14 protein-coding genes and 5 pseudogenes are annotated in these 24,098 nt (G+C 65.1%); 11 read left to right on the top strand and 8 right to left on the bottom strand.

The features are described from left to right. Positions 1–58: 58 nt before the first annotated feature. The 3 genes and pseudogenes from BTO20_RS37335 to BTO20_RS37345 all read left to right on the top strand — a co-directional run bounded on the left by BTO20_RS37335 (position 59) and on the right by BTO20_RS37345 (position 5,064). Positions 59–1,285, top strand: a complete 1,227-nt coding sequence (locus tag BTO20_RS37335; protein WP_232491374.1) for an ImmA/IrrE family metallo-endopeptidase — start codon at positions 59–61, stop codon at positions 1,283–1,285. Beyond that, positions 1,264–2,465: pseudogene (locus tag BTO20_RS37340) on the top strand (tyrosine-type recombinase/integrase). Before BTO20_RS37335 ends, BTO20_RS37340 begins: the two are co-directional and overlap by 22 nt. Next, a complete protein-coding gene (locus BTO20_RS37345; RefSeq protein ID WP_332460335.1) occupies positions 2,452–5,064 on the top strand; it encodes a transposase in 2,613 nt (870 codons plus the stop codon). The pseudogene BTO20_RS37340 and the gene BTO20_RS37345 overlap by 14 nt, the downstream one beginning before the upstream one ends. 14 nt (positions 5,065–5,078) lie before the next feature. Here the strand turns inward: BTO20_RS37345 and BTO20_RS37355 are convergent. Next, a pseudogene (locus tag BTO20_RS37355) lies at positions 5,079–5,737 on the bottom strand (TetR/AcrR family transcriptional regulator). A 144-nt stretch (positions 5,738–5,881) separates the two neighbouring features. Here BTO20_RS37355 and BTO20_RS37360 point away from each other — a divergent pair. The 4 genes and pseudogenes from BTO20_RS37360 (at position 5,882) to BTO20_RS41185 (ending at position 10,728) form a co-directional block, all read left to right on the top strand. Further along, positions 5,882–6,394 (top strand): PaaI family thioesterase, encoded by a 513-nt coding sequence (locus BTO20_RS37360; protein WP_087081559.1) that lies wholly within the window; start codon positions 5,882–5,884, stop codon positions 6,392–6,394. Between the two features lie 59 nt (positions 6,395–6,453). Next, a pseudogene (locus BTO20_RS37365) lies at positions 6,454–7,013 on the top strand (TetR family transcriptional regulator). A gap of 73 nt (positions 7,014–7,086) precedes the next feature. Then, a complete protein-coding gene (locus BTO20_RS37370; protein ID WP_087073500.1) occupies positions 7,087–7,512 on the top strand; it encodes a DUF6188 family protein in 426 nt (141 codons plus the stop codon). Between the two features lie 123 nt (positions 7,513–7,635). Beyond that, positions 7,636–10,728, top strand: a pseudogene (locus BTO20_RS41185) (MMPL/RND family transporter). A 129-nt stretch (positions 10,729–10,857) separates the two neighbouring features. On the opposite strand, the pseudogene BTO20_RS37380 reads toward BTO20_RS41185, so the two are convergent. The 6 genes and pseudogenes from BTO20_RS37380 to BTO20_RS37405 all read right to left on the bottom strand — a co-directional run. Beyond that, positions 10,858–11,541, bottom strand: a pseudogene (locus tag BTO20_RS37380) (iron-containing alcohol dehydrogenase); the annotation flags it as partial. Positions 11,542–12,378: 837 nt separating this feature from the next. Further along, the gene (locus tag BTO20_RS37385; RefSeq protein ID WP_087083485.1) at positions 12,379–13,113 is read right to left on the bottom strand and encodes an SDR family NAD(P)-dependent oxidoreductase; all 735 of its coding nucleotides are present in this window, start codon (positions 13,111–13,113) and stop codon (positions 12,379–12,381) included. 13 nt (positions 13,114–13,126) lie between these two features. Beyond that, complete coding sequence (locus tag BTO20_RS37390) at positions 13,127–13,921, bottom strand: enoyl-CoA hydratase-related protein (RefSeq protein ID WP_087083487.1); 795 nt, start codon at positions 13,919–13,921, stop codon at positions 13,127–13,129. 126 nt (positions 13,922–14,047) lie between these two features. Beyond that, a complete protein-coding gene (gene groL, locus BTO20_RS37395) occupies positions 14,048–15,649 on the bottom strand; it encodes a chaperonin GroEL (RefSeq protein WP_198344630.1) in 1,602 nt (533 codons plus the stop codon). Between the two features lie 222 nt (positions 15,650–15,871). Further along, complete coding sequence (locus tag BTO20_RS37400) at positions 15,872–16,981, bottom strand: NDMA-dependent alcohol dehydrogenase (protein ID WP_087083490.1); 1,110 nt, start codon at positions 16,979–16,981, stop codon at positions 15,872–15,874. 28 nt (positions 16,982–17,009) lie between these two features. Then, complete coding sequence (locus BTO20_RS37405) at positions 17,010–18,509, bottom strand: aldehyde dehydrogenase family protein (protein WP_087083713.1); 1,500 nt, start codon at positions 18,507–18,509, stop codon at positions 17,010–17,012. A gap of 507 nt (positions 18,510–19,016) precedes the next feature. Here BTO20_RS37405 and BTO20_RS41255 point away from each other — a divergent pair. The 3 genes from BTO20_RS41255 to BTO20_RS37420 all read left to right on the top strand — a co-directional run bounded on the left by BTO20_RS41255 (position 19,017) and on the right by BTO20_RS37420 (position 22,278). Beyond that, the gene (locus BTO20_RS41255) at positions 19,017–19,256 is read left to right on the top strand and encodes a hypothetical protein (protein WP_087083492.1); all 240 of its coding nucleotides are present in this window, start codon (positions 19,017–19,019) and stop codon (positions 19,254–19,256) included. Beyond that, positions 19,253–20,875, top strand: a complete 1,623-nt coding sequence (locus tag BTO20_RS37415; protein ID WP_087083494.1) for an AMP-binding protein — start codon at positions 19,253–19,255, stop codon at positions 20,873–20,875. Before BTO20_RS41255 ends, BTO20_RS37415 begins: the two co-directional genes overlap by 4 nt. 302 nt (positions 20,876–21,177) lie before the next feature. Next, positions 21,178–22,278: a GAF domain-containing sensor histidine kinase gene (locus BTO20_RS37420; RefSeq protein ID WP_087083715.1), complete on the top strand. Its 1,101-nt coding sequence runs from the start codon at positions 21,178–21,180 to the stop codon at positions 22,276–22,278. On the opposite strand, the gene BTO20_RS37425 is transcribed toward BTO20_RS37420, so the two are convergent. Further along, the gene (locus tag BTO20_RS37425) at positions 22,250–22,843 is read right to left on the bottom strand and encodes a response regulator transcription factor (protein WP_198344631.1); all 594 of its coding nucleotides are present in this window, start codon (positions 22,841–22,843) and stop codon (positions 22,250–22,252) included. The two genes, BTO20_RS37420 and BTO20_RS37425, sit on opposite strands and share 29 nt — an antisense overlap. Positions 22,844–23,089: 246 nt before the next feature. On the opposite strand from BTO20_RS37425, the gene BTO20_RS37430 reads away from it, so the two are divergent. Next, positions 23,090–23,848 (top strand): SCO6745 family protein, encoded by a 759-nt coding sequence (locus BTO20_RS37430; RefSeq protein ID WP_087083496.1) that lies wholly within the window; start codon positions 23,090–23,092, stop codon positions 23,846–23,848. Positions 23,849–24,098 lie beyond the last annotated feature (250 nt).

Consider the following 24,098-nt stretch of genomic DNA (forward strand, 5'->3'; position numbering starts at 1 on the left):
TGACGACGACCGTGGACGTGTATGGGTTGCGGGTCAACCAGGCCGGGTCATGCGCGCGATGACTGCCACTGCGGTGATGGAAGCGTTGGGCTGGAAGCATTCTCGGCTGAACCGGTTGGAGAAGTCGACCACGACGGCGTTGCCGATCGAGGATTTCGACCGGCTGGTGGCGGTGTTGCGGTTCCCGGCGAAATTTTTCACCACCGCTCCGACGTCGCGGGTGCACCAGTCGGATCTGTTGTTCCGTGCGCCGCGGTCGATCACGGCGACCGAGCGGGAGTATTTGGCGCAGTTCGCGGCATTGGCTGGGGAGTTTCTCGACGAGCTCAATGGCCGCACTCAGTTACCTGCGGTGAAGTTGCCGATACTTCCGATCGACACCGCGGTGACCCAGGCCGCTGCGGCGGTGCGTGCCAGTTGGGGGTTGGAGCACGATCAGCCGATCGAGTACCTGACGCATGAGATTGAGCGCAGCGGTGTGGTGGTCGTGGTGCGCCGGTTGCTGACCTCCTCGTCACGGCGGATCCTGGGTGACGGGGATTCCACCGGCAAGATCGACAAGCATTTGGGTTATTCGGTGCGTGTCGGGGAGTTCAATACCCGGCCGTTGATCGTTGTGCGGCAATCGAATTCGTGGGAACGGACCCGCTGGACGCTGGCTCATGAGGTGGGTCATCTGGTGTTGCATGCCTCGGGCAGCGTCACCGAGGCCTGCGAGGAGCAGGCGTCGCAGTTCGCGTCGGAGTTGTTGGCGCCGGCGGCGGTTCTGGCCAAGGAAGTGTCGCGGGCCCCGTCGCTGGCGGAGTTGTTGCCGGTGAAAGCCAAGTGGGGTGTGTCGCTGGGGGCGTTGATCAAGCACCTGCATACCTCGCAGTTGTTGACTGGGGCGCGGTTTGAGGCGTTGCGCCGCCAGCTCTACACCCGGGTCAATCCGGATACCGATACGACGTGGGGTCGGGTGGAGCCGGGCTGGAATGACCGTGAGGTGGAGCGGCCACGATTGATCAGCAAGTGGCTGGAGATGGCGTTTTCGGCGCGGTCGGCGGCGATGCTGGCCCCTATGACTTGGTGTGGCCGCAGGATCTGCTGGAGGACTTCATGGCCGGGCAGCGGGCCGCCCGGGCGCGGCGGCGGTGCGGGTGGCGGCCGGCAGCGGCAGAGCGACGGTCGGACCCGCGACAGCGGCGCCCAGTACGGGCAGCAATGTGATTCCGTTGCGGCAGCGAAGCCGGCGCGGCTAAAACACAAGGGGGTCGGGGGCCGGTGGCGCGAGTGCAGCGGGTGATCTTTGCCGACCAGCCTGTCACCTACACGATCGTCGGCGCCGATCATCTGCCGGTGGCCCCGGCTGCGGAGTATCTGAGGTTTCTGCGTGAGGGGGGCGCGTCCCCGCACACGGTGCGTGGCTACGCCGCGGGGTTGGCGCGGTGGTTCACGCTGCTCGAGCACACCGGCCATCGTTGGGATGACTTCCCCACCACCCTGTTCGGGCAGTACTTGCAGTATCTGCGGACTGGTGATCTGCCCGGGACACCGCGCCTGGGTGCCCCCGAGACCAAGATGGTGACCAGTTCTTTGCAGCCACGGGCGGCTGCGGTGTTGTCGATGTATCGCTATCACGCTGATGCCGGCACCACCGAGGTGCCGTATCGGCGTTTGGTCACTCAGCGGGGCAGCTGGCGGCGCCACACCCGCTACGTCGGGTTCCTCGACGGCGTCGGGCCCCACCGCGACGGTGAGCATCCGATCTACCCGGTGCGCACCCCGCGGCGATCGGCCACCCCTGTCTTGTCGCCTGCCCAGGTGGCCACGATCCTCGATGGCTGCTCGGTGCAGCGCGACGGGGACTGGTCCGGTGGGGCCGCCGGGGTGCGCAACCGGTTGTTTTTCGCTGTGCTGGCTGAAACGGGAATGCGTCTGGGCGAGGCCTTATCGCTGCGGCACAACGATTTTCATATCGGCGCCGGTGCGACCCCGTGGATCGACATTGTGGAGCGCCAAGATCACCCTACGGTGCTCGGGTCAAGACCGGGCCGCGGCGGATCTATGTCGGAGATGACCTGGAGGCACTGTATTCAGAGTATGTGTGGCAGCTGGTGGCGATGAACGCCGACCAGGCCGTGGCGGATCTGTCGAATCATTTTGTGTTCGTCAATCTGCAACGGGGGCCGCGGTTTTCGCCGATGCGCCAGGAGAATGTCTACGAGAAGGTCCGCGGCCTGCGCACAGCGCATCGGAGTCTGCCGCCGGATTGGTCACCGCACTGGCTGCGCCACACTCACGCCACCGCGTTGCTGCTGGCGGGGGTGCCTGAGCATGTGGTGATGCGGCGGCTGGGGCATGCCGATGTGCAGACCACGCTGTCCACCTACGGCTGGGTCACCCAGGACGCGGCGATGCGCTCGCTGGCCGAGTGGAAAAACTATGTCGCCGGTTGGAAAGGGCTTCACGATGGCCAGCAATGAGGGCCACCTGGCCAGGCCCACGGGGAAACTCAACGCCTCAGTGTGGCAGGCGCAGTGGGCCCTGGTGCCCGCCGAATGGCGCCGCCCGGCCTATCAGGTGCATCTGCCCCCGGCAGATCGGGTGTTCCTGTCCCGCAAGAACGATGTGCCGCCCGCTGCGGCCGCTGGGGTGTACGACTTCACCCCGCAGGCCACACCGGCGCGGTTCGCCGACGAGATCGCCTGGTGGGTGTGGGTGTGCTACCACGAGGGGCTGCGCAAGATAGAGCATTCCCTGCTGCGCTGGGCCACCCAGGCCATCAGCGCCGCCGCGGCCGAGTACCGCAGTGCGCACGGCCGTCACCCGGTGAGCATCACCGACCTGGCGGTCAACGACATGGTGCGCCATGCGGTCGTGGTGTTCGAGCGGCGCAATGCGCGGCTGCCCGCCGGCGGCACGCGCCGCAACATCGTGGGCCTGATCGAGCATCTGCACCTGTTTCTGTCGGTGCGGGCCAGCGCCATCGACTGGTGGGCCTATGACACCTGGGATCTGCGGGCCGATCCACGGATCCCGCAACGCGAACACGAACCGTGCCACGAGAAGACGGTGCGCATCGGGGCGATCGAACCAGCGTGGCTTCGCGAAGGGGTGCGGTTTTGGCTGCGCACCTGCCTGGATGCGGAGTTGCTGCGCTGGTCCTCGGCAGTCGATCGTGCCCGCGAGATGGCGCGTCACTTCGGTGCATTCGTGATCGCGCGCGGCTACACCGATCCCGTCTTATCCGATGACCCGGCGCAGCTACGCCTGATTTTCACTACCTACAACGAATACCTGCGCTCCCCGGCCGCGGCCGCCCGACATGACAAGCCGTTGTCTGCCACGGCGATCGGCGACAGCCAATCTCAGATCCAGAGCTTCTACACGTTCATGCTCGACCATGCCCCCGAGGCCGCGGCAGCCACCGGCGATGCGCGTTGGGAGAACCTAACTGCGGCGCACACCCGGTTGTGGGGGCCGGCGTTTCGCACCCGCCGCGCCCACCGCACCCGGGAATTGACCTGGTACTCCACTGGAGAACTGCAGCAGATGCTGGCCTACCTCGACGTGCTCGCCGCCCAACGGGGCGCCCTGGTGTCGGTGACCCATCCCGATGGCACCGTGTCACTGATCAAAGGCCTCGGCGACCCCCAGGCCGCCCGGATCTGGCTGCTGCAAGCACTGACTGGGCGGCGGGCTTCAGAAATCCTCATGCTCGATCACCACCCGCTCGAAGCGATCCCCGGCGCGGCGCGGCCACCGCCACCGATGACCCCGATGTGTTCGTGGCCAAACTGCGCTACCAACAGACCAAAGTCGACGGGGTCATCCCCACCATCCTGGTCGAGCAGGCCGTGGTCAACGTCATCGCCGAGCAACAGCGCTGGCTCGCCGACACCCACCCCAGCCTCACCCGAAATACCTGTTCATCGCGGTCAAACAAAACCTGGCCGGGCGCCGGCCCGCCCGTATGCGACGTATCGGCCTCCCTGGACAAGCTCGATGCCATCCATGGTCTCACCGATGCTGCGGGAAACCCGTTGCGGTTCACCCAAACGCATCGGCTGCGCCACACCCGGGCCACCGAACTGCTCAACGACGGCGTGCCGATCCACGTCGTCCAGCGCTACCTGGCCACAAGAGCCCGAGATGACCATGCGTTATGCCGCGACACTGGCCGCGACCGCCGAAGCGGAGTTCCTCAAACACAAGAAGATCGGCGCTCACGGCACCGACATCGGAATCAGCCCGTCTGACATGTTGGACATGACCCAGCTCTCAGTGCGCACCGACCGGGTCTTGCCCAACGGGGTGTGCCTGCTGCCGCCACTGAAAACCTGCGACAAGGGCAACGCCTGTCTGTCGTGCGGGCATTTCGCCACCGACGCCACCCACATCGACGAACTCAAAGATCAGCACGCCAAGACCACGGCGCTGGTCGAGATCAGACGTCAGCAGTACCGCCGGCGCACCGGCCGCGAACTCACCGATGACAACGTATGGGTCGCCCAACGCCTGCGCGAATTGCATTCCCTGCAAGCCATCCTGGACCGCCTGACCGCAGATCAACGCACCCATCAGGAGGCGATCGCCGGGCCGGGACGGCCAACCGCATCCCGCTGCAACCTGTGGCCACCCGCGGTGCGCACGATTCAGCACTGCGCAAAGCCGATCCTCACACACCCGCATGACCGTCACCCCGCCTCCCTCACCGCCCTTGAGGCCAGCGCCCGCAAACGCAGCGCCGACGTCGAGGCCCGTATCGATCGGGCCCTGAAGAAGATGCGCAAGCAGGGCCTCGACATCAACGTCAGCAGCCTGGCCCGCCACGCCGGAGTGTCACGCAGCGTCATCCACCGCCGCCCCCAACTGCGAGAACAGATCCGCACCACCCAGCCGCTGGCCGCCGCCCCCGATCCACCGCCACCACCGGCTACCAACACCGAGAGCAGCATCATCACCGCACTACGGACCCGCCTGAAGGCACGAGACGCCCAGATCGCCGACCTGAAAGCCCAACTGCGCGAACGCGACCACATCATCGCGACCCTGCACGGGCAACTGGCCCGCAACCCCTAACCGGACACCAACTCCTAGCTGGCTGGTTGTGCGGGTCGCTGCGTGGTTTGTGCGGTGATGAAGTCGTCGACGATGCGGGTGCAGTCGTGGTGGCCGATGGCGCGCAGGCCGGTCATGCGGGCAAAGACCAGGGGGCCGACCAGTTGGCACAGTGCCAGTTCGATGTCGAGTTCACCGAGTTGGTCGAGGGTTTCGGGACTGTGCAGGATTTCGTCGAAAGGCCGTCGGTACTGCTCGATCACCCGGGTGCGCAGCATGCTGGCAGTGGCGTGGTGACCGGTATCGCTGTCGCTGTCGTGTGTTTCGGTGGGCCCAACGCGGCCCAGGCCAAGGTGGTGACGTGCAGCGGCGCTTCGGCGAACAGGTCGGCTTGGCGCGAGAGCAGTTCGACGAGCCGCTCACGCAGGGTGCCGCTGGTCGGGGCGGGCGCGATGACTTGGGGCAGCAGTCGTTCGAAGGTGGCCGCGAGCAGTTGTGAGGAACTGTTGAAGTGGCGGTAGAGGGTGGTGCGGGCGACCTTGGAGGCTTTGGTGACCGCGTCGATGGTGACGGCTTCGATCCCACCGGTTTTGAGCAGGTTGGCCGCGGCGTCGAGCAGCCGGGTGCGCGATCGGGTGCGGCGCGGGTCGACGTCGTCCTCGTCGTCGGGTGCCGCCGCGGGTTCTGTCCCCACCTGACCTCCTGGTGTGTTGCCTCGTCGGTGCATTGCGGCCGCTCTCCCGGTTATGGTACCGATAGTATCGCAGCGAAACTGCTAGTACCGGCGGTCCCGGGTCGGGACGCGGTGGCGGGGCTGCCCGGGTGTGAGGAGGCCGTGATGGGTGCTGATCAGCCGCAGCGGTTGCCGTCGCACACGCCGACCTGCATGGGCTGCGGGCCGGACAATCCGCACGGTTTGCAGCTGGAGGTGTTTCGGTGCGGCGATGAGGTGTTCGCTGATCTGGTGTTCGATGAGCGTCATATCGGCGCGCCCGGGCTCGCACACGGTGGCGCGATCGCCGCGGCGTGTGATGACGTGCTGGGTTTTTCGTTGTGGATCGCGGCCACCCCGGCGGTGACGCGCCGTTTGACGGTGGACTATCTGCAGCCGGTGCCGTTGGGGTGCACGCATCGGCTGACCGCGCGGATCGCCGCACGCGAGGGCCGGGCCCTGCATGTGGAGGGGGTGGGGGTCGGTGTGGACGGTGTCACCCGGTTCACCGCCTCGGCGGTGTTCATCACGGTGGATGCGGCCCATTTCGCCGCCCACGGTGACATCAGCGGTTTCGGGGAGTTGTTCGCCGAGCTGACCCGCTACGGCGGCCCCGACGCGGGGTCGCGGTCGCGATGAGCGCACCCACCGCGACACCCCGCAGCCGAGCTCGGCGCCCGCGCCGGCCGGCGGCCGCGGTGCTGGCACGGCGCGAGGCGATCCTGGATGCCGCGTGGGCGGTGGCCTCAGCACACGGTTTTGACGGGTACAGATGCGTGCGGTGGCCGCGCAGGCCGGCATTGCCGCCAGCTCCCTGTATCGGCATTTCCGATCCAAAAGTCATCTGCTGGTGACGGTGCTGGCCCGCGAATTCGAACGTCTCGACACCGAATTCGACTGGAGTACCGGTGATCTGGCGCCGCAGGCCCGGCTGGGGCGGTTGACAACGCACCTGCACACGGCCTGGCAGGCCAACCCGCACCTGACCGAGGCGATGGTGCGTGCGTTCGTCGTGGCCGACACCGAGGCCACCGGCGCGATCGAGCACGCCGCCGCGGTGATCGAGGACATGCTGGCCCGCACCCTGGGCGGGCCCGCACCCAGCGCACATGACCGGGACGTGGCCAGCCTGATCGCCGATGTGTGGCTGGCCAACCTGATCGCCGTCATCGGCGGCCGCATCGATGCAGGCCAGGCCCGCGAGCGCATCGACCGGACCGCCCGGCAGCTGACATCCGGACCCGGCGCCACCGGTTAGCGAGACTAGTAGTATCGCTGCGCTACTCCCAGTACCATAAAGCGACACAATGACGTGTCGAAGGGAGCCGGGCATGCATACCCCCTGGATCGAGCGGTGCACCGTTCAGCGTGTCTCGTTGCGCGACGGATTGGTGCTCGACCTCGACGATTACAACGAATTGGTGATCGCCACCCCGATCCCGCTGACCCTGCCGCCGATCGGACCGTCTTATCCCGAAGAGCAGGTCCTCATCGATCCGGGCAACGTCTCAGCCCAGCAGCGTCCACTGCTGGACCTGGCCGGCGCGGTGTGCACGGGGGCGTGGTGCGACGAGGACGGCGGATTGCACCTGGGTTTTTCCCGCGGCCATCGCATCGATGTCGCCCCGCAGGAGGCCGCGACCTCCTGGGAGCTCTACGGCAAACGCCACGGCTACATGGCATGCCTGCCCCGGGGGCGGGTGCGGGTGGTGCGCCACGACCTGCCCGACGACGAATCTGACGACGCCGCAAGTTAATTCACCCCCGACGCCCCGGCCGCAACCATGGCCCGAAAGATCGGCGCGACCCTTCCGATCCCCGTGTGGGACTATTAGTATCGTAGCGATACCGATAGTTTCGTTTCTGTGGGAGGCGTGCGGATGGGCGATCGAACCGAGGGGGCTACGCCCTCCCGTGGGCGGCGGGGAGTCGATCTGTCCGGATCCTCGGAATACAGCGCCCGGCTGGGTCGGCTCGCGGCGTTCACGGTGGGCCACAAGGCATTAGTGATCGGTGGATGGATCGCGGCCGCGGTGGTGCTGGCGCTGCTGTTCCCGCAGTTGGAGACGGTGGTGCGCCAACAGTCGGTCGATCTGATCCCGCGGGATGTGCCGTCGTTTCAGACCGTAGACCGCATGAGTGCGGCCTTCGGTGAGCAGGGGTCCAAGACGATGCTGTTCGTCGCGATGGAAGACCCGGCCGGCCTGAGCGCCGATAATCAGCTGCGCTATCAGGATCTGGTGGGCGACTGCGCGCCGATCACGACCATGTGCTGCTGGTCCAGGATCTGCTGGCCGACCCGCTCACCAGAACCCAGGCGGTCAGCGCTGACGGCAAGGCCTGGTATCTGCCGGTCGGGGTGGCCGGCACCCTCGGGGATCCCACCGCGGCCGAATCCGTGCAAGCCGTGCGCGACCTCACCGACACGGCGTTCGCCAACACATCCACCACGGCCTATGTCACGGGGCCACCGGCCACGTTCGCCGATCAGATCGCCTCGGCCGAGCACGACCTGGTGTTCATCTCGATCGCCACCGCCGCGCTGATCGCCCTGATCCTGCTGATCGTGTACCGGTCGGTGTTCACCGCACTGCTGCCGCTATTGGTGATCGGGATCAGCCTGGCCGTCGGGCGTGGGGTGCTCTCAGCACTCGGGGAACTGGGTATGCCCGTCTCGCAGTTCACCGTGGCATTCATGACCGCGATCCTGCTCGGCGCCGGCACCGACTACACCGTGTTTCTGATCAGCCGCTACCACGAACAACGCCGCGCCCAGGTGCCCGCCGATCAGGCGGTCATCGCAGCCACCGCCAGCATCGGCCGGGTCATCTTGGCCTCGGCGGGCACCGTGGCCCTGGCCTTTCTGGCCATGGTGTTCGCCACCTTGAGCGTGTTCGCCGGACTCGGCCCGGCCTGCGCGGTCGCCGTGGCCGTCGGATTCGCCGCCACCGTGACCCTGCTGCCACCGGTGCTGGCGCTGGCCGCAACCCGCGGCATCGGCGAACCCAAACCCGACCGCACCCGCCGCTACTGGAACAGCGTGGCCGTGGCCGTAGTGCGCCGCCCGGTACCACTGCTGGTCATCAGCCTGACCATCCTGGTGGCACTGTCGGCGGCCGCGGCGACCATGACCATCAGCTACGACGACCGCCAAGGACAACCCGCCACCACCGCCAGCAACCAGGGCTATCAACTGCTGGACCGCCATTTCCCCAAAGACGTCGTCATCACCGAATTCCTCGTCGTGCAAAACCCCACCGACATGCGCACCGGCAAGACCCTGGCCGACCTCGACGAGATGGCCTCGCGCATCGCCCAAATCCCGTCCGTGACACGTGTTTCCGGGTCACCCGACCGGCCGGGCAACGCCTCGACCAAGCCCAACTGTCCTGGCAGAACGGACAAATCGGCGACAAGATGGCCGACTCGGTGGCCCAGGGCAACGACCGGCGCAGCGACCTGGACAAGCTCACCCACGGCGCCGACCAACTCGCCGACGGCCTAGCCCAACTCGACACCACCGTGCGCACCGCGCTCACCCCCTGGGCGGAGCACTCACCCAAGCCGGCACCGCCGGAAAGAGCATGCAGCGCTTCGGCCCGCTGCTGCAACAACTCTCAGCCACCGCACCCGAGGTCGACACCGCCATCCAGGCCGGCCCCGGCATCCGGCCCTTGGCCGAACGCGCCCAGAACGCCATCGCAGCCCTCGACCCGCTCGTCACCGCACTCAACACCTCACCGTGGTGTGTGACCACCCCACAATGCGCCCAGATCCGCGACCAGGTCACCGTGCTGACCACCCTGCGCGACAACGGATTCTTCACCCAACTCGCCACCCTGGGCGACCAGTACAACCCGGCCACCAACGCCACCGTCACCGGCACCCTCACCGAAGTGCAACACAGCGTGGCCGCCATGAACAACGCCTTCAAAACCCTCGGCAACCCCGAAAACCTGGCCGCCAACATCGGCCGACTCCAACACGGCATCAGCCAACTGGCCTCCGGCGCACGCGCCCTGGCCACCGGCGTGCACGCCCTGGCCGACAGCAACATCCAAATGCTGTCCGGGATGAGTCAAATCGCGGCCCAACTGCAAAACTCCGCCCGCGCCACCGCCGGATCCGATGCCGCCACCGGCTTCTACCTGCCCCCGAAGCCTTCGACAACCGCCAATTCGCCGACGTCGCCAAACACTTCCTCTCACCCGACGGCAAAACCGCCCGCTTCGCCATCGACACCAGCACCGACCCCTACAGCGGCGAGGCGATGAACCTGGCCCGCCAGATCACCGACATCGCCAACACCGCACGACCCAACACCTCCCTGGACCACGCCACCGTCTCCGTCGCCGGCTTCCCGCCGTCAACTCCGACATCCAACGCCTGCTCTCAGCCGACTTCACCCAACTGGCCATCGCCACCCTGGTCATCGTCGGACTCATCCTCATCGCCCTGCTGCGCGCCCTGATCGCCCCCTGTACCTGCTGGGCACCGTCGTGCTGAACTACCTGGCCTCACTCGGTATCGGTGTCATCGTCTTCCAATGGATCCTTGGCCACGAAATCGCCTGGCCCGTACCACTATTAGCGTTCATCATCCTCGTCGCCGTCGGCGCCGACTACAACATGCTGCTCGTATCCCGACTCCGCGAAGAATCCACCCACAACATCCGCGTCGGCGTCCTGCGCACCGTGGCCACCACCGGCTCAGTCATCACCTCCGCCGGCCTCATCTTCGCCGCCAGCATGTTCGGCCTCATGATCGGATCGGTGGCCATCATGATCCAAACCGGACTCATCATCGGCTGCGGACTGCTGCTGGACACCTTCCTCGTGCGCACCCTCACCGTCCCAGCCATCGCCACCCTGCTCCGCCAAGCCAGCTGGTGGCCACAACGCCCCACCACACCCACAACACACCCCACACCCACACCGCAACCAGCCACCGCCACCGCCACCGCCACAACCTGACACCGCCAACAAATTCCGGCCACCGCACAGCGCAGATCATCGAGGACAGCACTACAGATAAACCTGTCGCCCACGGTCGCAAACACGATCCCAACCACCGTCAGCGACAGTCGAGTACACCCGCAACCGTCCTACAGATAACGGGAAGTTAAGTCGCGATACATAGGGCTCAGATGCGTGGGCCAGGACGTCGAAGCCGCATTGTGCTGTGTACGCGACCGGGCAGTCGAAATAAAGAACGGGATCATCGATCGCTAACGTGGTCACGCTGACGTCGTCGAAGGCCACATACTTATGTGGTTTGTCCGGATCCGTTGTGGTGTCGGTGATGACATATGCCCACGATGTCTCTGAACCTGTCCCGGCCGTGGTCGACACCGCGATGTGGGGCGGGTTCTTCGGGTTCTCGGATTGGTTGAATCCCTCAAATTCGTTGACGCTGCGGCCGTCGTGGGCCACCGAAATGCGTGCGCCCTTGCAGGCGTCGTGAGATGAACCGCCGCCAATCGAGATGAAGCTGTCGCAGGAGTTTTGCTGGTATAGCTCGACCGAGTCCATCACATTGTAGTCTTTTGGATTCGACTCCACTTTGTCGTAGACGACAACTTCAAGCCCGTGGTATTTCAGGGATTCAACGATTTTGTGGACGGTGTCCGACCCGCGCAGCCCGCTGGTCATCACGAGTGTCTTCTTGAAACCGAGCTTGATTGCTTCAGGCCCGATCAGTTCGTGCGCTCCCGGTCCCAGTAGGGCACGGGGGAACGGGTGGAACTCCTTGATTGGAAACGGCTTGAGTAGTTCCTCAACCTGCATTGGCTTTTGGACCTTTCTGAGCGACACGAGTCCCGATGTCACGCAATGTTGCGCGACGCGGGCATCGCTCGGCTGACATGATGGCTGTTGGTTCAATGGGTTTGCCGAAGCGCCGAGCGGGGCGTTGCCAGCCTAAGCCGGGGTGCGTTGGGCCGAGAAGTGGTTACGCGCGATCCCGTCCTGCCAGCGTGCGAGTGCGGCCCATCGGACAGGCCTGAACCTAGTCAGCTGGCTAGGCGCTAGTCCCGATCACGCACCCGCACAACGCATACCGAAGAATCATTACCGGACTATTCGTCGCGGTATCCGTCATCGCAGTCGCAGCGCCCACCCTTGGCGTCGCACCGCCACGCTGGCTGACCTAACCAAGTACCTGGAGTTCTACCCAGCCCCGGATCCGCCGCCCCCCGGCAAGCCCGATGACCTGATCCGATCTGAGCCGGCCGGCTGGTGTATGAGCCCGGGCCAGCTGGGTGGCGGACGGGACGCGGATTATGTACAACAGCAGCGATGTCACAAGAAACCCGGGTGGCTGCCACCGGCATCTCCCTCAAACCGGACACCCGTGGCCGGGCAAAGGACCGCGACCCTTGATCGCCTACGCGCCGGTTTCTTCTGGGGTGCAAGACGCAGACTGTCGGCGGCGGCGGAAAATTGGCCCCCTGGCGGGCACAACACCAGACACGCTCGACAGCTCTGAAGGCGGAGACTCCGGCTCGGGTTCGGCCGGACGACCCTGTACCGCAGAATGCACGCTCGCCGTACTGAGCTTGAAAGCAGCGACACGGTAAGTGTTGCTCGACCCTTGGCACCGGTTGATCGACATGGATGCGGATCTCAGCCGGCCATTGTGAGTCCGCCACTGACGCTGAGCACCTGACCGGTGATGAAGGAGGCGGCGTCGGAAGCGAAGAACAACACAGGGGCGGCCACCTCGTCCGGGCGAGCGAGCCGGCGGAACGGAATCGCCTTCACGAGAGCCTCTTTCAACTTCTCGGACTGCGCCTGAAACAACGGTGTGTCCGTCGGTCCGGGACAGACACAGTTGACGTTGATCCGGTAGCGCGCCATCTCGCGAGCAAGCGATTTCGTCAACGCAATGACACCGCCTTTGGCGCCGGCGTAGATACTCTCGCCCGAGCTGCCGACCCTGCCTGCGTCGCTGGCCACATTGACAACCCGCCCCCCAGTGCCGGCGGCGACCATCGCCGGCAGGAATGCGCTGCACATGTGCACCGGGCCGAGATAGTTGATGGCCACAACCTTCTCGGCGAATTCGGTTGTGGCGTTCAGGAACTGCTCGGTGCGATCCCATCCAGCGGCATTGACCAGGATGTTGGGCGCACCGACCGTGGAATCCGTTTCGTTGCGCAGCGCATCGACCTGCGTTCGATCGGCGACGTCGACTCTGATCGCAGTGATGAGGGCAGGGAACTGCTGTGCGGTGTCCTTGGCGGCCTTCAGGTTGACATCTGCGGCGACCACCCGATCGCCCCGGGATGCGAAGGCGTGCGCGATGGCTTTACCGATTCCAGATCCGGCTCCGGTGACAACCGCGATATTGCCGCTCATCGACGTCTGCCCCTCATACCTTGACGTAACGGCCGAAGTCCGGACGGCGTTTCTCCGCGAACGCTGCACCACCTTCGAGGCCTTCGGGTGACTTGGTGAACAAGTCGAGTGCTGACATCGCCAGGTTGCTCAGGCCGGCTTGGTGGTCGGTGTCGGCATTGAAGGACTGCTTGAGGAACCGCAGCGCGGTGGGGCTCTTCTCGCCGATCTCGGCGGCGACTGTCTTTGCCTCCTCGAGGAGGCGATTAGCGGGGACCACCCAATTGACCAGACCCCAGCGTTCCGCGGTGGCGGCGTCGTACTGGCGGCACAAGTACCAGATTTCGCGGGCGCGCTTCTCTCCCACCACACGGGCCAGATACGCCGATCCGAAGCCCGCGTCGAACGAGCCCACCCGGGGCCCGGCCTGCCCGAATTTGGCGGTGTCAGAGGCGATTGTGAGATCGCACAACACGTGCAGGACGTGGCCGCCGCCGACCGCCAGACCGTTGACGGCCGCAATCACGGGCTTGGGCACGTCGCGGATGAGTTTATGTAGATTGCCGATTTCGAACATGCCGCTCTCGGTAGGTCCATAGTCGCCGGTCTCGGCCCTCTGCTTCATGTCACCGCCGGTGCAAAATGCCTTCTCGCCGGCACCGGTCAGGATGATCGCCCGCACGGCGTTGTCGGCCCATGCTGCGCGGAACGCCCTGATCAATTCCTCCACGGTCAGCCCGCGGAACGCGTTGTAACGCCGGGGCCGGTCGATGGTGATGATCGCCGTCGGGCCGTCAACCTCGTATCGGATGTCCTCGTAGTCGGTCATGTATTTCTCCTCGATAGGGGTCCACCTGGAGCGACGATCTAGTGATGATTACTCATCTAAAGAGTTCCTTCAGTCGCGGTGAATCCCCGTGCGTACAGTGCCGTAGCAGCGAAAACGGCGCTCGTTTCAGAGCGGAGGCATTTCCGATAGCGGGATATGGGGTTTTTCGGCAATGAGTACTTCTGCGGTCAGGAACATCGCCGCGATGGACGCCGCGTTTTCCAGCGCTAATCGGGTTACCTTGAGCGGATCCATGATTCCGGCGGCGATCATGTCCCCATACTGTCCGGTTGCGGCGTTCAGGCCGTGGCCGGTCGGCAGGCGTCTGACCTTGTCGACCACAACCCCGCCTTCCAGTCCGGCGTTGATGGCGATCTGTTTCAACGGTGCGTCAAGAGCCACCCGCAGGACGTTGGCGCCGGTCGCGTGATCGCCAGCGAGATCGAGTCTGTCAAAGGCGGTCGCGGATGCCTGCAGCAATGCCACCCCACCGCCGGCCACCACGCCTTCTTCGGCGGCGGCCCTCGCGTTGCGCACGGCGTCCTCGAGCCGATGTTTGCGTTCCTTGAGTTCGATCTCGGTCGCGGCGCCGATCCGGATTACCGCGGCCGCGCCGCTGACCTTCGCCAGACGTTCCCGCAGTTTGCCGGTGTCGTAGTCGTCTGTCGACGCCTCGATCGCGGTGGTGATCTCCTGGACCCGTCCCGCGATCGCGGCGGCGTCGCCGGCGCCACCGATGATGGAGGTGTCGTGTGTGGTGATCAGCACCCGGCGCGCACTTCCGAGCAAATCGAGGCCCGCGGCCTCGAGCGACACCCCGATAGCTTCGGAGATGACTTGGCCACCGGTGACGATGGCTATGTCACGCAGCATCAACTCCCGCCGGTCGCCGAAACCGGGCGACTTCACTGCCGCTGAGGTGAATGTGCCGCGCACGTTGTTGACGACCAGGGTCGCGAGAGCATCGTCGGTGACATCTTCGGCAACGATCACCAGCGGACGACCGGATTTCATCACCTTCTCCACGATCGGCATCAGCTGCCTGACCGAGTTGATCGGCGATGACACGAGAAGGATGTAGGGGTTGTCGAGGACGACCTCGAGGCGTTCGAAATCGGTCACGAAGAACGGACTGAGGTAGCCCTTCTCGAATCGCAAACCCTCGACGAGCTCAAGCGTGAGACCGATCGTGTCCGATGCCTCCGCGGTGATGATTCCATGGACACCGACCTTGTCCAGCGCCGCGGCGACAATCTCCCCGATTGCCGAATCACCGGAGGAGATCGTGGCGGTCGCGGCGATTTGTTCGGTGCTTTCGATTGGGCTCGCCGCGTCGTTGAGCGCCCGGATAACGTTGACCAAACCAACAGCAATGCCTCGCTTGATCGCCAGGGGGTTGGCGCCGGCGGCGATGTTGCGCAGGCCCTCGTGGACCATCTCGCGGGCGAGCACGGTGGCGGTGGTCGTACCGTCACCGGCGACGTCGTCGGTCCGCTTGGCGACCTCTTTAACAAGTTCAGCGCCCATGCTTTCGTAGGGGTCGGCGAGTTCGATACTGCGCGCGACGGTGACACCGTCGTTGGTCACGAGGGGTTTCGCGAGGTGGCGGCCGAGCACGACGTTGCGGCCCTTGGGGCCGAGGGTGACCTTGACGGCGTCGGCGAGTTTGTCCATCCCCCGCTCTAAGGCCCGCCGGGCGTCCTCGTCGAAGGCGATCATCTTAGCCACGTTGCGTGCACGCTCTTTCTCTTGACATGAGAGGTTTCACCCTGGGCGGTGACCGAGGACATCTCGGATCGCGTCGATTGTGCAGGCGCACATCTCGGTTCGGGCTTAACGCCAAATACCGATCTAGCGAGGAGGCGCTGTTTCGGCAGAACCAGCCGAATCAAACCAGCGCGCCGCGGCAGCACTGTCACGGCCCACGTACGGCTGTGGGTAGTCATCCCTTCAGGAGTGGATGATCACGCCGCGGATGTTCTTGCCGTCTCGCAGGTCCTGATAGCCCTGATTGACCTGGTCGAGCGTGTATCGGGTGGTGATCAGCTCGTCGAGTTTGAGCTGGCCGGCGTCGTAGAGACGCAGCAACCGTACGATGTCGTACTGCGGGTTGGACGAGCCGAACAACGTGCCCTTGATCGTCTTCTCGTTGAGTGTCAGGTCGGTGCCCGATACGTGCACGGTGAGCTTCGCCGGGTCCGCCAGTCCGGTGATGACGACGGTGCCACCCTTACCGATCACCGCAGTCGCCGCGGAGACCACGTCCTCGTCAACGGTGCCGACCAGGATCAGTGCCTGGTCGGCGCCCTGCCCCCAGGTGAGTTCGTCGACCTTGGCTGCGGCGCTGGCGGCGTCGGCAAAGGCGTGGGTGGCACCGAACTTGAGCGCGGTGTCGCGTTTGAACGCCACCGGATCGACCACCACGATGTACTTCGCGCCCGCGCTCACTGCACCCTGGACGGCATTGATGCCCAGGCCACCGATGCCATAGATGACGGTGGTGTCGCCGGATCGCACCCCGCCGGCGTAGACCGAGGTGCCCCAGCCAGTCGGAACGCCGCAGCCCACGACCACCGCAGTCTCGAGCGGCAGCCAGTCGTCGATCTTGACGACCGAATGCTGCGAGATGGTGGCGTGTTCAGAGAATGTGCCGAGCATGCACATCGCCCCGAAATCCAGGCCGTTGCCGTGGAACCGGAAACTGCCGTCCGGCATGCACCCTTCGAGGATGGTTGCGCCCATGTCGCAGAGGTTGGAGCGTCCTGTGGCGCAGTACCGGCAGGTTCCGCAGTTCGGGATGAAGCTGCAAACGACGTGATCACCTGGTTTGACCTTGGTGACCCCGGGTCCGACGTCCTCGATGATGCCCGATCCCTCGTGGCCGCCGACGATTGGATAACGCGGGGGCAGGTCACCGTCGGTCAAGTGCAGGTCCGAGTGGCACAACCCGGCGGCGGTGTACTTGATCAGCACTTCGCCAACGCCGGGACCGTCGAGGTCGAGCTCCATGATCTCGAAGGGCTTCCCCGGTTCCAGTAACACTGCTGCGGTGGTCTTCACTTGATACTCCTCATCGGTAGAGAGTTGCTCAGAGGGCGATGTTGACGGATTTGATCTGCGTGTACAGGTCGATGGCGGAAGCGCCAAGTTCACGGCCCCAGCCGGATTGCTTGTAACCACCGAAGGGCATAGCGGTGTCAAATCCGTTGTACTGGTTGATCCACACCGAACCGGCCCTGAGCTTCTTGGCCGTCCGATGCGCCTTGGAGATATCCTTGGTCCAGATGCCGGCGGCCAGACCGTAGATGCTGTTGTTGGCCGCCGCTACGACCCCGTTGTCCGCGTCGAACGGCAGCGCGGCCACTACGGGGCCGAAGATTTCTTCGCGGACTACGCTGAACTCGGGTTTGACGTCGACGAACACGGTCGGCTCGACAAAGTAGCCGCTTTCGCCCCACCGTTTGCCACCGGTCAGCGCCCGGGCTCCATCGGCCAATCCATCGCGCAGGTAGCCGGTGACTTTGTCGAACTGCTCCTGCGAGATCAGCGGACCAAGTTCGGTCGACGGATCCATCCCGGGACCGATCTTGACCTTGCTCGCCGCTGCGGCCACAGCCCCGGTGAAGTCGTCGAAGATGTTGTCCTCCACGTATAGCCGCGTACCCGCGACGCAGCACTGCCCATGGTTGAACAACCACGCGTTGAGCGAACCTTCGACGGCGAGGTCGAAGTCGGCGTCGGCGTATACCACGTTGGCGCTCTTGCCGCCTAGTTCCAACGAGACCTTCTTCAAGTTGCCTTTGGCCGCGTCGACGATCTTCTTGCCGACCTCCGTGGAGCCGGTGAACGCGATTTTGTCAACGTCGACATGTCCGGACAGCGCTGCTCCCGCATCCCCGAATCCGGTGACGATGTTGACCACCCCCGGGGGGAACCCTGCTTCTTGGAACACTTCTCCAAGAAGCAGTGCGGTGAGCGGCGTCTGCTCGGCGGGTTTGAGGATGACGGTGTTTCCGGCGGCCAGGGCAGGGGCCAGCTTCCACGCCGCCATCAACAGTGGGAAATTCCACGGCACGATGAGTCCGCACACACCGACCGGCTCGCGCAGCGTGTAGGCGTGAAACTCTCGTCCGGGGGAGAACGGCATGGAGACATTGACGGTGGAACCCTCGATCTTGGTAGCCCAGCCGGCGTAGTACCGGAACACATCGGCCGACCACGCGACGTCCACCGCGGTGGCGATTCCCGCCGACTTGCCGTTGTCGAGCGCTTCGAGTTGGCCGAACTCGGCTGCGCGCTCACTGAGAATGTCGCCCACCCGCCACAACAAGCGTTCGCGTTGGTTGGGCTTCATCGTCGGCCACGGACCGGTGTCGAAGGCGGCTCGGGCGGCGCCGACGGCCCGATCGATGTCCTCGGCCTGCCCGTGGGCGACCTCGGTTAGTGTCGCTCCGGTGGCCGGGTCGGTGGTAGGAAAAGTCTTGCCCGAAGCGGCGTCCGTCCACGCGCCGCCGATCAACAGCTTCTTGCTGCCGCGTAGGAACTTGAGAACCTCGGGCAGGGCGGGGTGCTCTGCGATAGCTGTCATGGGAATCTCCTGTCGGGAATCCGTGTCTGGAAAGTGCGGCCTGGCGAAGTAGATGCCCGGCTCCACGTGAGTTGGGATTGGGGAAACGACTAACACTCACTGGTAACAGGATCGCCCCGCGGCAGCCGCCGTAACTGTCCAACAATCAAACACCACGCCTGAGCCCACGAAGGGCCGCACCAATCCGCGACATCGGCCCGCTCAAGCTCGGTAGACCAGCCAGCACAGCTAGACATCCCCGGTTTGTAAGCGTCAAGCGGCCATGGTGAAGCTGGTAAAGACTCTTTGCGCTTCACCGACAGTATGGCGACGGCTCACCCGACCTGGCCTCAGCCCGAAAACCGAGGTCTAGCGAGATCCTGGGCGCGCGCGAGCCGCTCAACCGGACGTTGTCGCGCAGGTGGAATGGACGGGCGTGGGCTTGCCCGTTTGAGACGTGTTCGGACAGACCGAGACGACGCTGCAGGTCGGCAACACCCCGGGGCCAGGCGGAGGCCCGCGCCGGGCGTGCCCTTTGTACTGGTCGACCCGCCGATCCGTGAGCCTGCCGACGAGGGCGAGATCTGCCTCGAGTTGCAAGTCAATCCGCTCGACCTGTTGACCGGCTGCCTGCGCGACCCCAAGATGATCTCGGGCAAAATCCGCCGCGCCGAGCTACGCCGGCGCGAAGATGAAGCGTCCCAATCCGGCACTCCGATCGCCACGGAGTACCGGTACGAGGACCTGGTGGGCTGGGAGAAACCATGAAGTCATACGCCGCGGGTCCGACCGACTCCCCGATTATCGAGGAGACTATCGGGGAGAACTTCGAACGGATCGTCTGGGCGAATCCGGATGCCGAAGCGGTTGTTGACGTCGCCGGCGATCGCCGCTGGAGCTACCGCGAACTGAACGCCGAGGTCGATCTCATCGCTCGGGCGCTGATGTCCCTCGGGGTCGCCCAAGGTGAGCGAATCGGTATCTGGGCGCCGAACTGCCCTGAGTGGACTATCGTCCAGTACGCCGCGGCGAAGATCGGCGCCATCCTGGTCAACATCAATCCCGCGTACCGCACGCACGAACTCGCCTATGTGTTGAACCAGTCGGGAGTTCGCACAATGATCTCCGCGACGGAATTCAAGACCTCGGACTACGTCCGCATGGTCGAGGAGGTGCGCGCCGACACGCCTGATCTTGAAGAAGTTCTGTTTTTGGGCACTGACGACTGGACGCGTCTGCGCGACCGCGCGGGCGCCGTCACCGAGGACCACCTCCGGGCCCGGATGGCCAGCCTTTCCAACACCGATCCCATCAACATCCAATATACTTCTGGGACAACGGGATTCCCCAAGGGCGCGACGTTGTCGCACCGCAACATTCTCAACAACGGGTTCTTCGTCACTGAGCAGATCAACCTCGGACCCGATGACCGGCTGTGCATTCCGGTGCCCTTCTATCACTGTTTCGGCATGGTGCTTGGGAATCTGGGCTGCACGGCGCATGGCACGACGATGGTCATCCCCGCACCCGGCTTCGATCCCGGGCTGACGCTGGCGGCGATTGAGCAGGAGCGGTGCACAGGTGTGTACGGCGTGCCGACGATGTTCATCGCGATGCTCGGCCACCCCGACTTCGCCAACCGTGACCTGTCGTCGCTGCGCACCGGCATCATGGCGGGCTCGACCTGCCCGGTCGAGGTCATGAAGCGCTGTGTGAACGAGATGAACATGACCGAGGTGGCCATCGCCTACGGAATGACGGAAACGTCCCCCGCGTCCTGCCAGACCCTCATCGACGACGACCTCGAGCAGCGCACCGCGACCGTCGGCAGGGCGCTACCCCACGTGGAGATCAAGGTCGTCGACCCCGAGACCGGCGAGACCGTCGAGCGGGGACAGACCGGCGAGTTCTGCACACGCGGGTACTCGCTGATGCTGGGCTATTGGAACGACGAGGAGAAGACGCGTGAGGCCATCGACGCCGACGGCTGGATGCACACCGGCGACCTCGCGGTCATGCGAGAAGACGGCTATTGCAACATCGTTGGGCGCATCAAAGACATGGTGATCCGGGGCGGTGAGAACGTCTATCCGCGCGAGGTCGAGGAGTTCCTCTACACCCACCCCGATATCGAGGATGCCCAAGTCATCGGCGTGCCGGACGAGAAGTATGGCGAGGAGGTTTGCGCGTGGATCCGGATGAAGCCGGGCCGGGCGCCACTGGATGCCGACGCCATTCGCGAATTCGCCGCCGACAAACTGGCGCACTACAAGATTCCCCGCTACGTACAGGTGGTCGACGAGTTCCCGATGACCATCACCGGCAAGGTCCGCAAGGTCGACATGCGTATGGAGAGCGTCAGGCTCCTCGGCCTGGACACCCGATAACGCCGCCGCCCCAGCCGAGTAATGGGCTCAAGCGCACCGAACGCATGGTGGGAGCCGGTCTTTGGTGCAACAGCAACACTCCCGAGTTGGTGTCCCGAAAAGGCCACTGCGGCGAGCGCCTTGGCGGGCGCATGGACGGGGCACTGCGACGCCCGCCGACTCCTCCCTCAGCTTGCCGACATTACGCGGGTGCAGCCCCGCCTGACCGGGCGTCGAGCGCTACTGTGATAATTGCCGGCTGCCCGCGTTTGAGAGGTGTTTGTCACGTGACTGTTCTGGGTATCGACACTGACTTGAGCGCTGTGCTCTCGCTGCTCGACAGAACAGCGGCGCTGCGACGGGGCGCGGAAATCGTTCTCCGGGTACTCGGCGCGGACTTAGCGGCCGGAGCGAACCGGATCGCTGAGGACGACACGATGGAGGTCGTCGCCGTGGTGGGCGGGAACACAGAGGCGCTCAACGGGCTGCTGGTCGGGCCCCAAGAAGGCCTCGGCGGTCAGGCAGCGGTGTTGCGTCGGACCGCGGCGGTCGACGACTACTGCTTGAGTCGAGCGATCACGCACGACTTCGACCACGCAGTTCGGGCGGAGGGATTACGCGCGGTGATGGCCGCTCCGATCGTGCGCGCCCACCGACTCTACGGGGTGCTGTACGCGGCCCGTCGGTCTGCCGTTCCGTGGACCGACGGCGACCGGACCACTCTGCTGGGCCTGGCGCGGCAGATCGCCGTGGCGATGGAGGTCGCCGACAGCGCCCGCGAGATGGCGGAGGTCGCGGTCTTCGGCGAAAGGCAACGCCTCGCGATACAGCTGCATGATTCCGTTGGCGCGACGTTATTCAGCCTCCGGGTGGCGTTGACGTCGGGCCGCGCAGCGGCGGAGGCGCAAGCCGACGCCACGGTGGAACTGCTGACCGATGCCTTGGCCTTGACCGAACGGGCGACCTCGGAGCTGCGGGCTCAGACGTACTCTCTTCATCAAGCACCCGAGGACAAGGCACTCGCGGTCGCCTTGCAGGGAGATTGTCGTGACTTTTCCCAGCGAACTGGTGTTGCAGCGGAATTGGTGGTACTGGGCGATTTGCCGCTGCTGGACGCGGGCCGAGCCGACGTGTTGCGGCGGACCGCCCGCGAGGCCCTGCTCAATGTGGAGAAGCACGCTGGTGCCCACTCCGTGGTCGTAAGTTTGTACTCCTATCAGGGCGGTGTGGGCATGGCCGTGGCCGACGACGGAACGGCCGGCGACATTACACTGCAGGACGAGCGCGGCTTGGGTCTTCGGGTAATGGCTGAGCGCATCGAGCGAGTCGGAGGCCAGTTGACGTGCCTTGGTAACGACGAAGGCGGCGGCACTGTACGGGCGTGGGTTCCGGTGGCTAGAGCATTCCAGCCTGCTGCGCCTTGACCACCGCGTCCAACCGGTTTCGGGCGTCGAGGTGGGCCAATAGCGATTGAACGTAGGACTTCACGGTGTTCGGCGCCAGACGCAGTTGCTGCGCAATTTCGCTGTTGCTCTCTCCCATGGCCAGCCGCTCCAGCACCTGATATTCGCGCCGCGACAGTGCCAGCGGGTCGCCGGTGCTGATGACGGGGTCGCAATAGCGTCGTCCAGCAGCGACTTCGGCGATCGCTGTGATGAGTACCGCGCAGGCGTTGTCCTTGTGCACCACCGCGTCCACCCCGACCAGTCCAGCGATCTGCCCGACCGAGCGTTTGCTGTCCCCGGTGAACAGGACAAGCTTCACGCCGGGGCATACACCGCGGAGCGCTGCCGCGGTGTCGGGCAGTGCCATGTCCGGAAGATGCAGATCCAGGAGCACCACTGTGGGGCGTTGGGCAGCGGCGGTCGCGATCCCCTCCTTGGCCGTGCGAGCCCCGGTGCACATCTGAATGGTCGGCGCGACCTCGACCAGTCGTTCCACCCCAAGATGCACGATCGGATGGTCGTCGACAACTAGCACGCGGATCACGTCTAGGTGCGCAACCCGGACGGCTGAGCTCGCGGGTGAACTGATTTGACCGCGTCGGGGAGGAAGCACAACCCCGACTGTAATCCCGCCCGGCGTGTGTCTGTTGAACCGTTGCCAGGGAGACCTCCGATCGGAGGTAGTCAGCTCACGGACGGAGTGTGATTCCTGTCCCAGTCGGCGGTGGTTGCCAACCGTCGGAGAATCTTGGAGGAGCGAAGCTAGACAACCACGATGGAAGGAAATGCCATGAGTCGTACCGACATCCTGGCTGCCACCCGGGCTGCGGGGGCCCCGATCGAGCAGGTCGTCGCGGTGTTCATGCTGCATCCCGAGACCTTCGCGGAAAGTGTGGCGGCCGGTTACGAGAACCCGTTCGCGGGTTACGTCGCGGGCCGCGGCGGTGTACTTGGCGAAGCCACCGGGGTCGCAGTCAGCTCGGTATTCGTGGTATTCGAGCCCGAAGCCCTTCGCGGCCTGTGGGAAGAAGGCGTCGCAGTGCGAGGTGCAGCCGAGGCAGCCAAGCTTTACTGGGAACAGGCCGCCGGGTTCGGTCGCCGATACCTGGCCGGTGCGCAGGGGCTGGACCGTCTCGCCGAGCTGGGCGAGAAGGTCATCGCGGCGACCCCGGGCGCAGGCCTTCCGCTGTACGCGGGGTGGCGCACCATGCCCTTGGCCGATGACGCTCCGGCGCGGGCGATGCAGGTGATGTTCGTGCTGCGGGAGCTACGGGCGGGTGTGCACTTCAACGTCCTCAACAATTCCGGGATCTCCGCGATCGAGGCACACATGCTCAACAAGGGGCAGGAGTACGCGACGCTGTTCGGCTGGCCGGAGCCGTTCCCCGACGGGGCGGACAAGGCCGAGCGCTACGGCGAGGTCGAGGAGGCGACCAACCGGCGGATGACGGAAATCTTGTCAGCCGTCCTCGATGGGGACGAGGCCGCCGAACTTGCCGGGTTGAGCGCGGGCGCACTGGACTCGCTGAAGGCCGCCGTCCCAGAATGAACGGCCGAGCCGTCGGCCGTCGAGCCGGGCGCCACATCTGGTCGGCTGCATCGCCGACCTGATAGGGATCTGACTCGACGGTCCGGGCTTCGCGACGACACCTGCCTCGTAGCTGGTGTGTTACGAACCACGAGGGCGTCAAGTGTCCTTTTCGGCCAGGCCTACTCGACGGCGACGGCAGGTCGACCGCGACGCCGGCAGGTTCAACCGGGAGTTGACGGTTGAGGTGTGCCGGCCAGCCGTCTCCCGC

It is taken from the genome of Mycobacterium dioxanotrophicus, assembly GCF_002157835.1.
GTDB lineage: Bacteria > Actinomycetota > Actinomycetes > Mycobacteriales > Mycobacteriaceae > Mycobacterium > Mycobacterium dioxanotrophicus.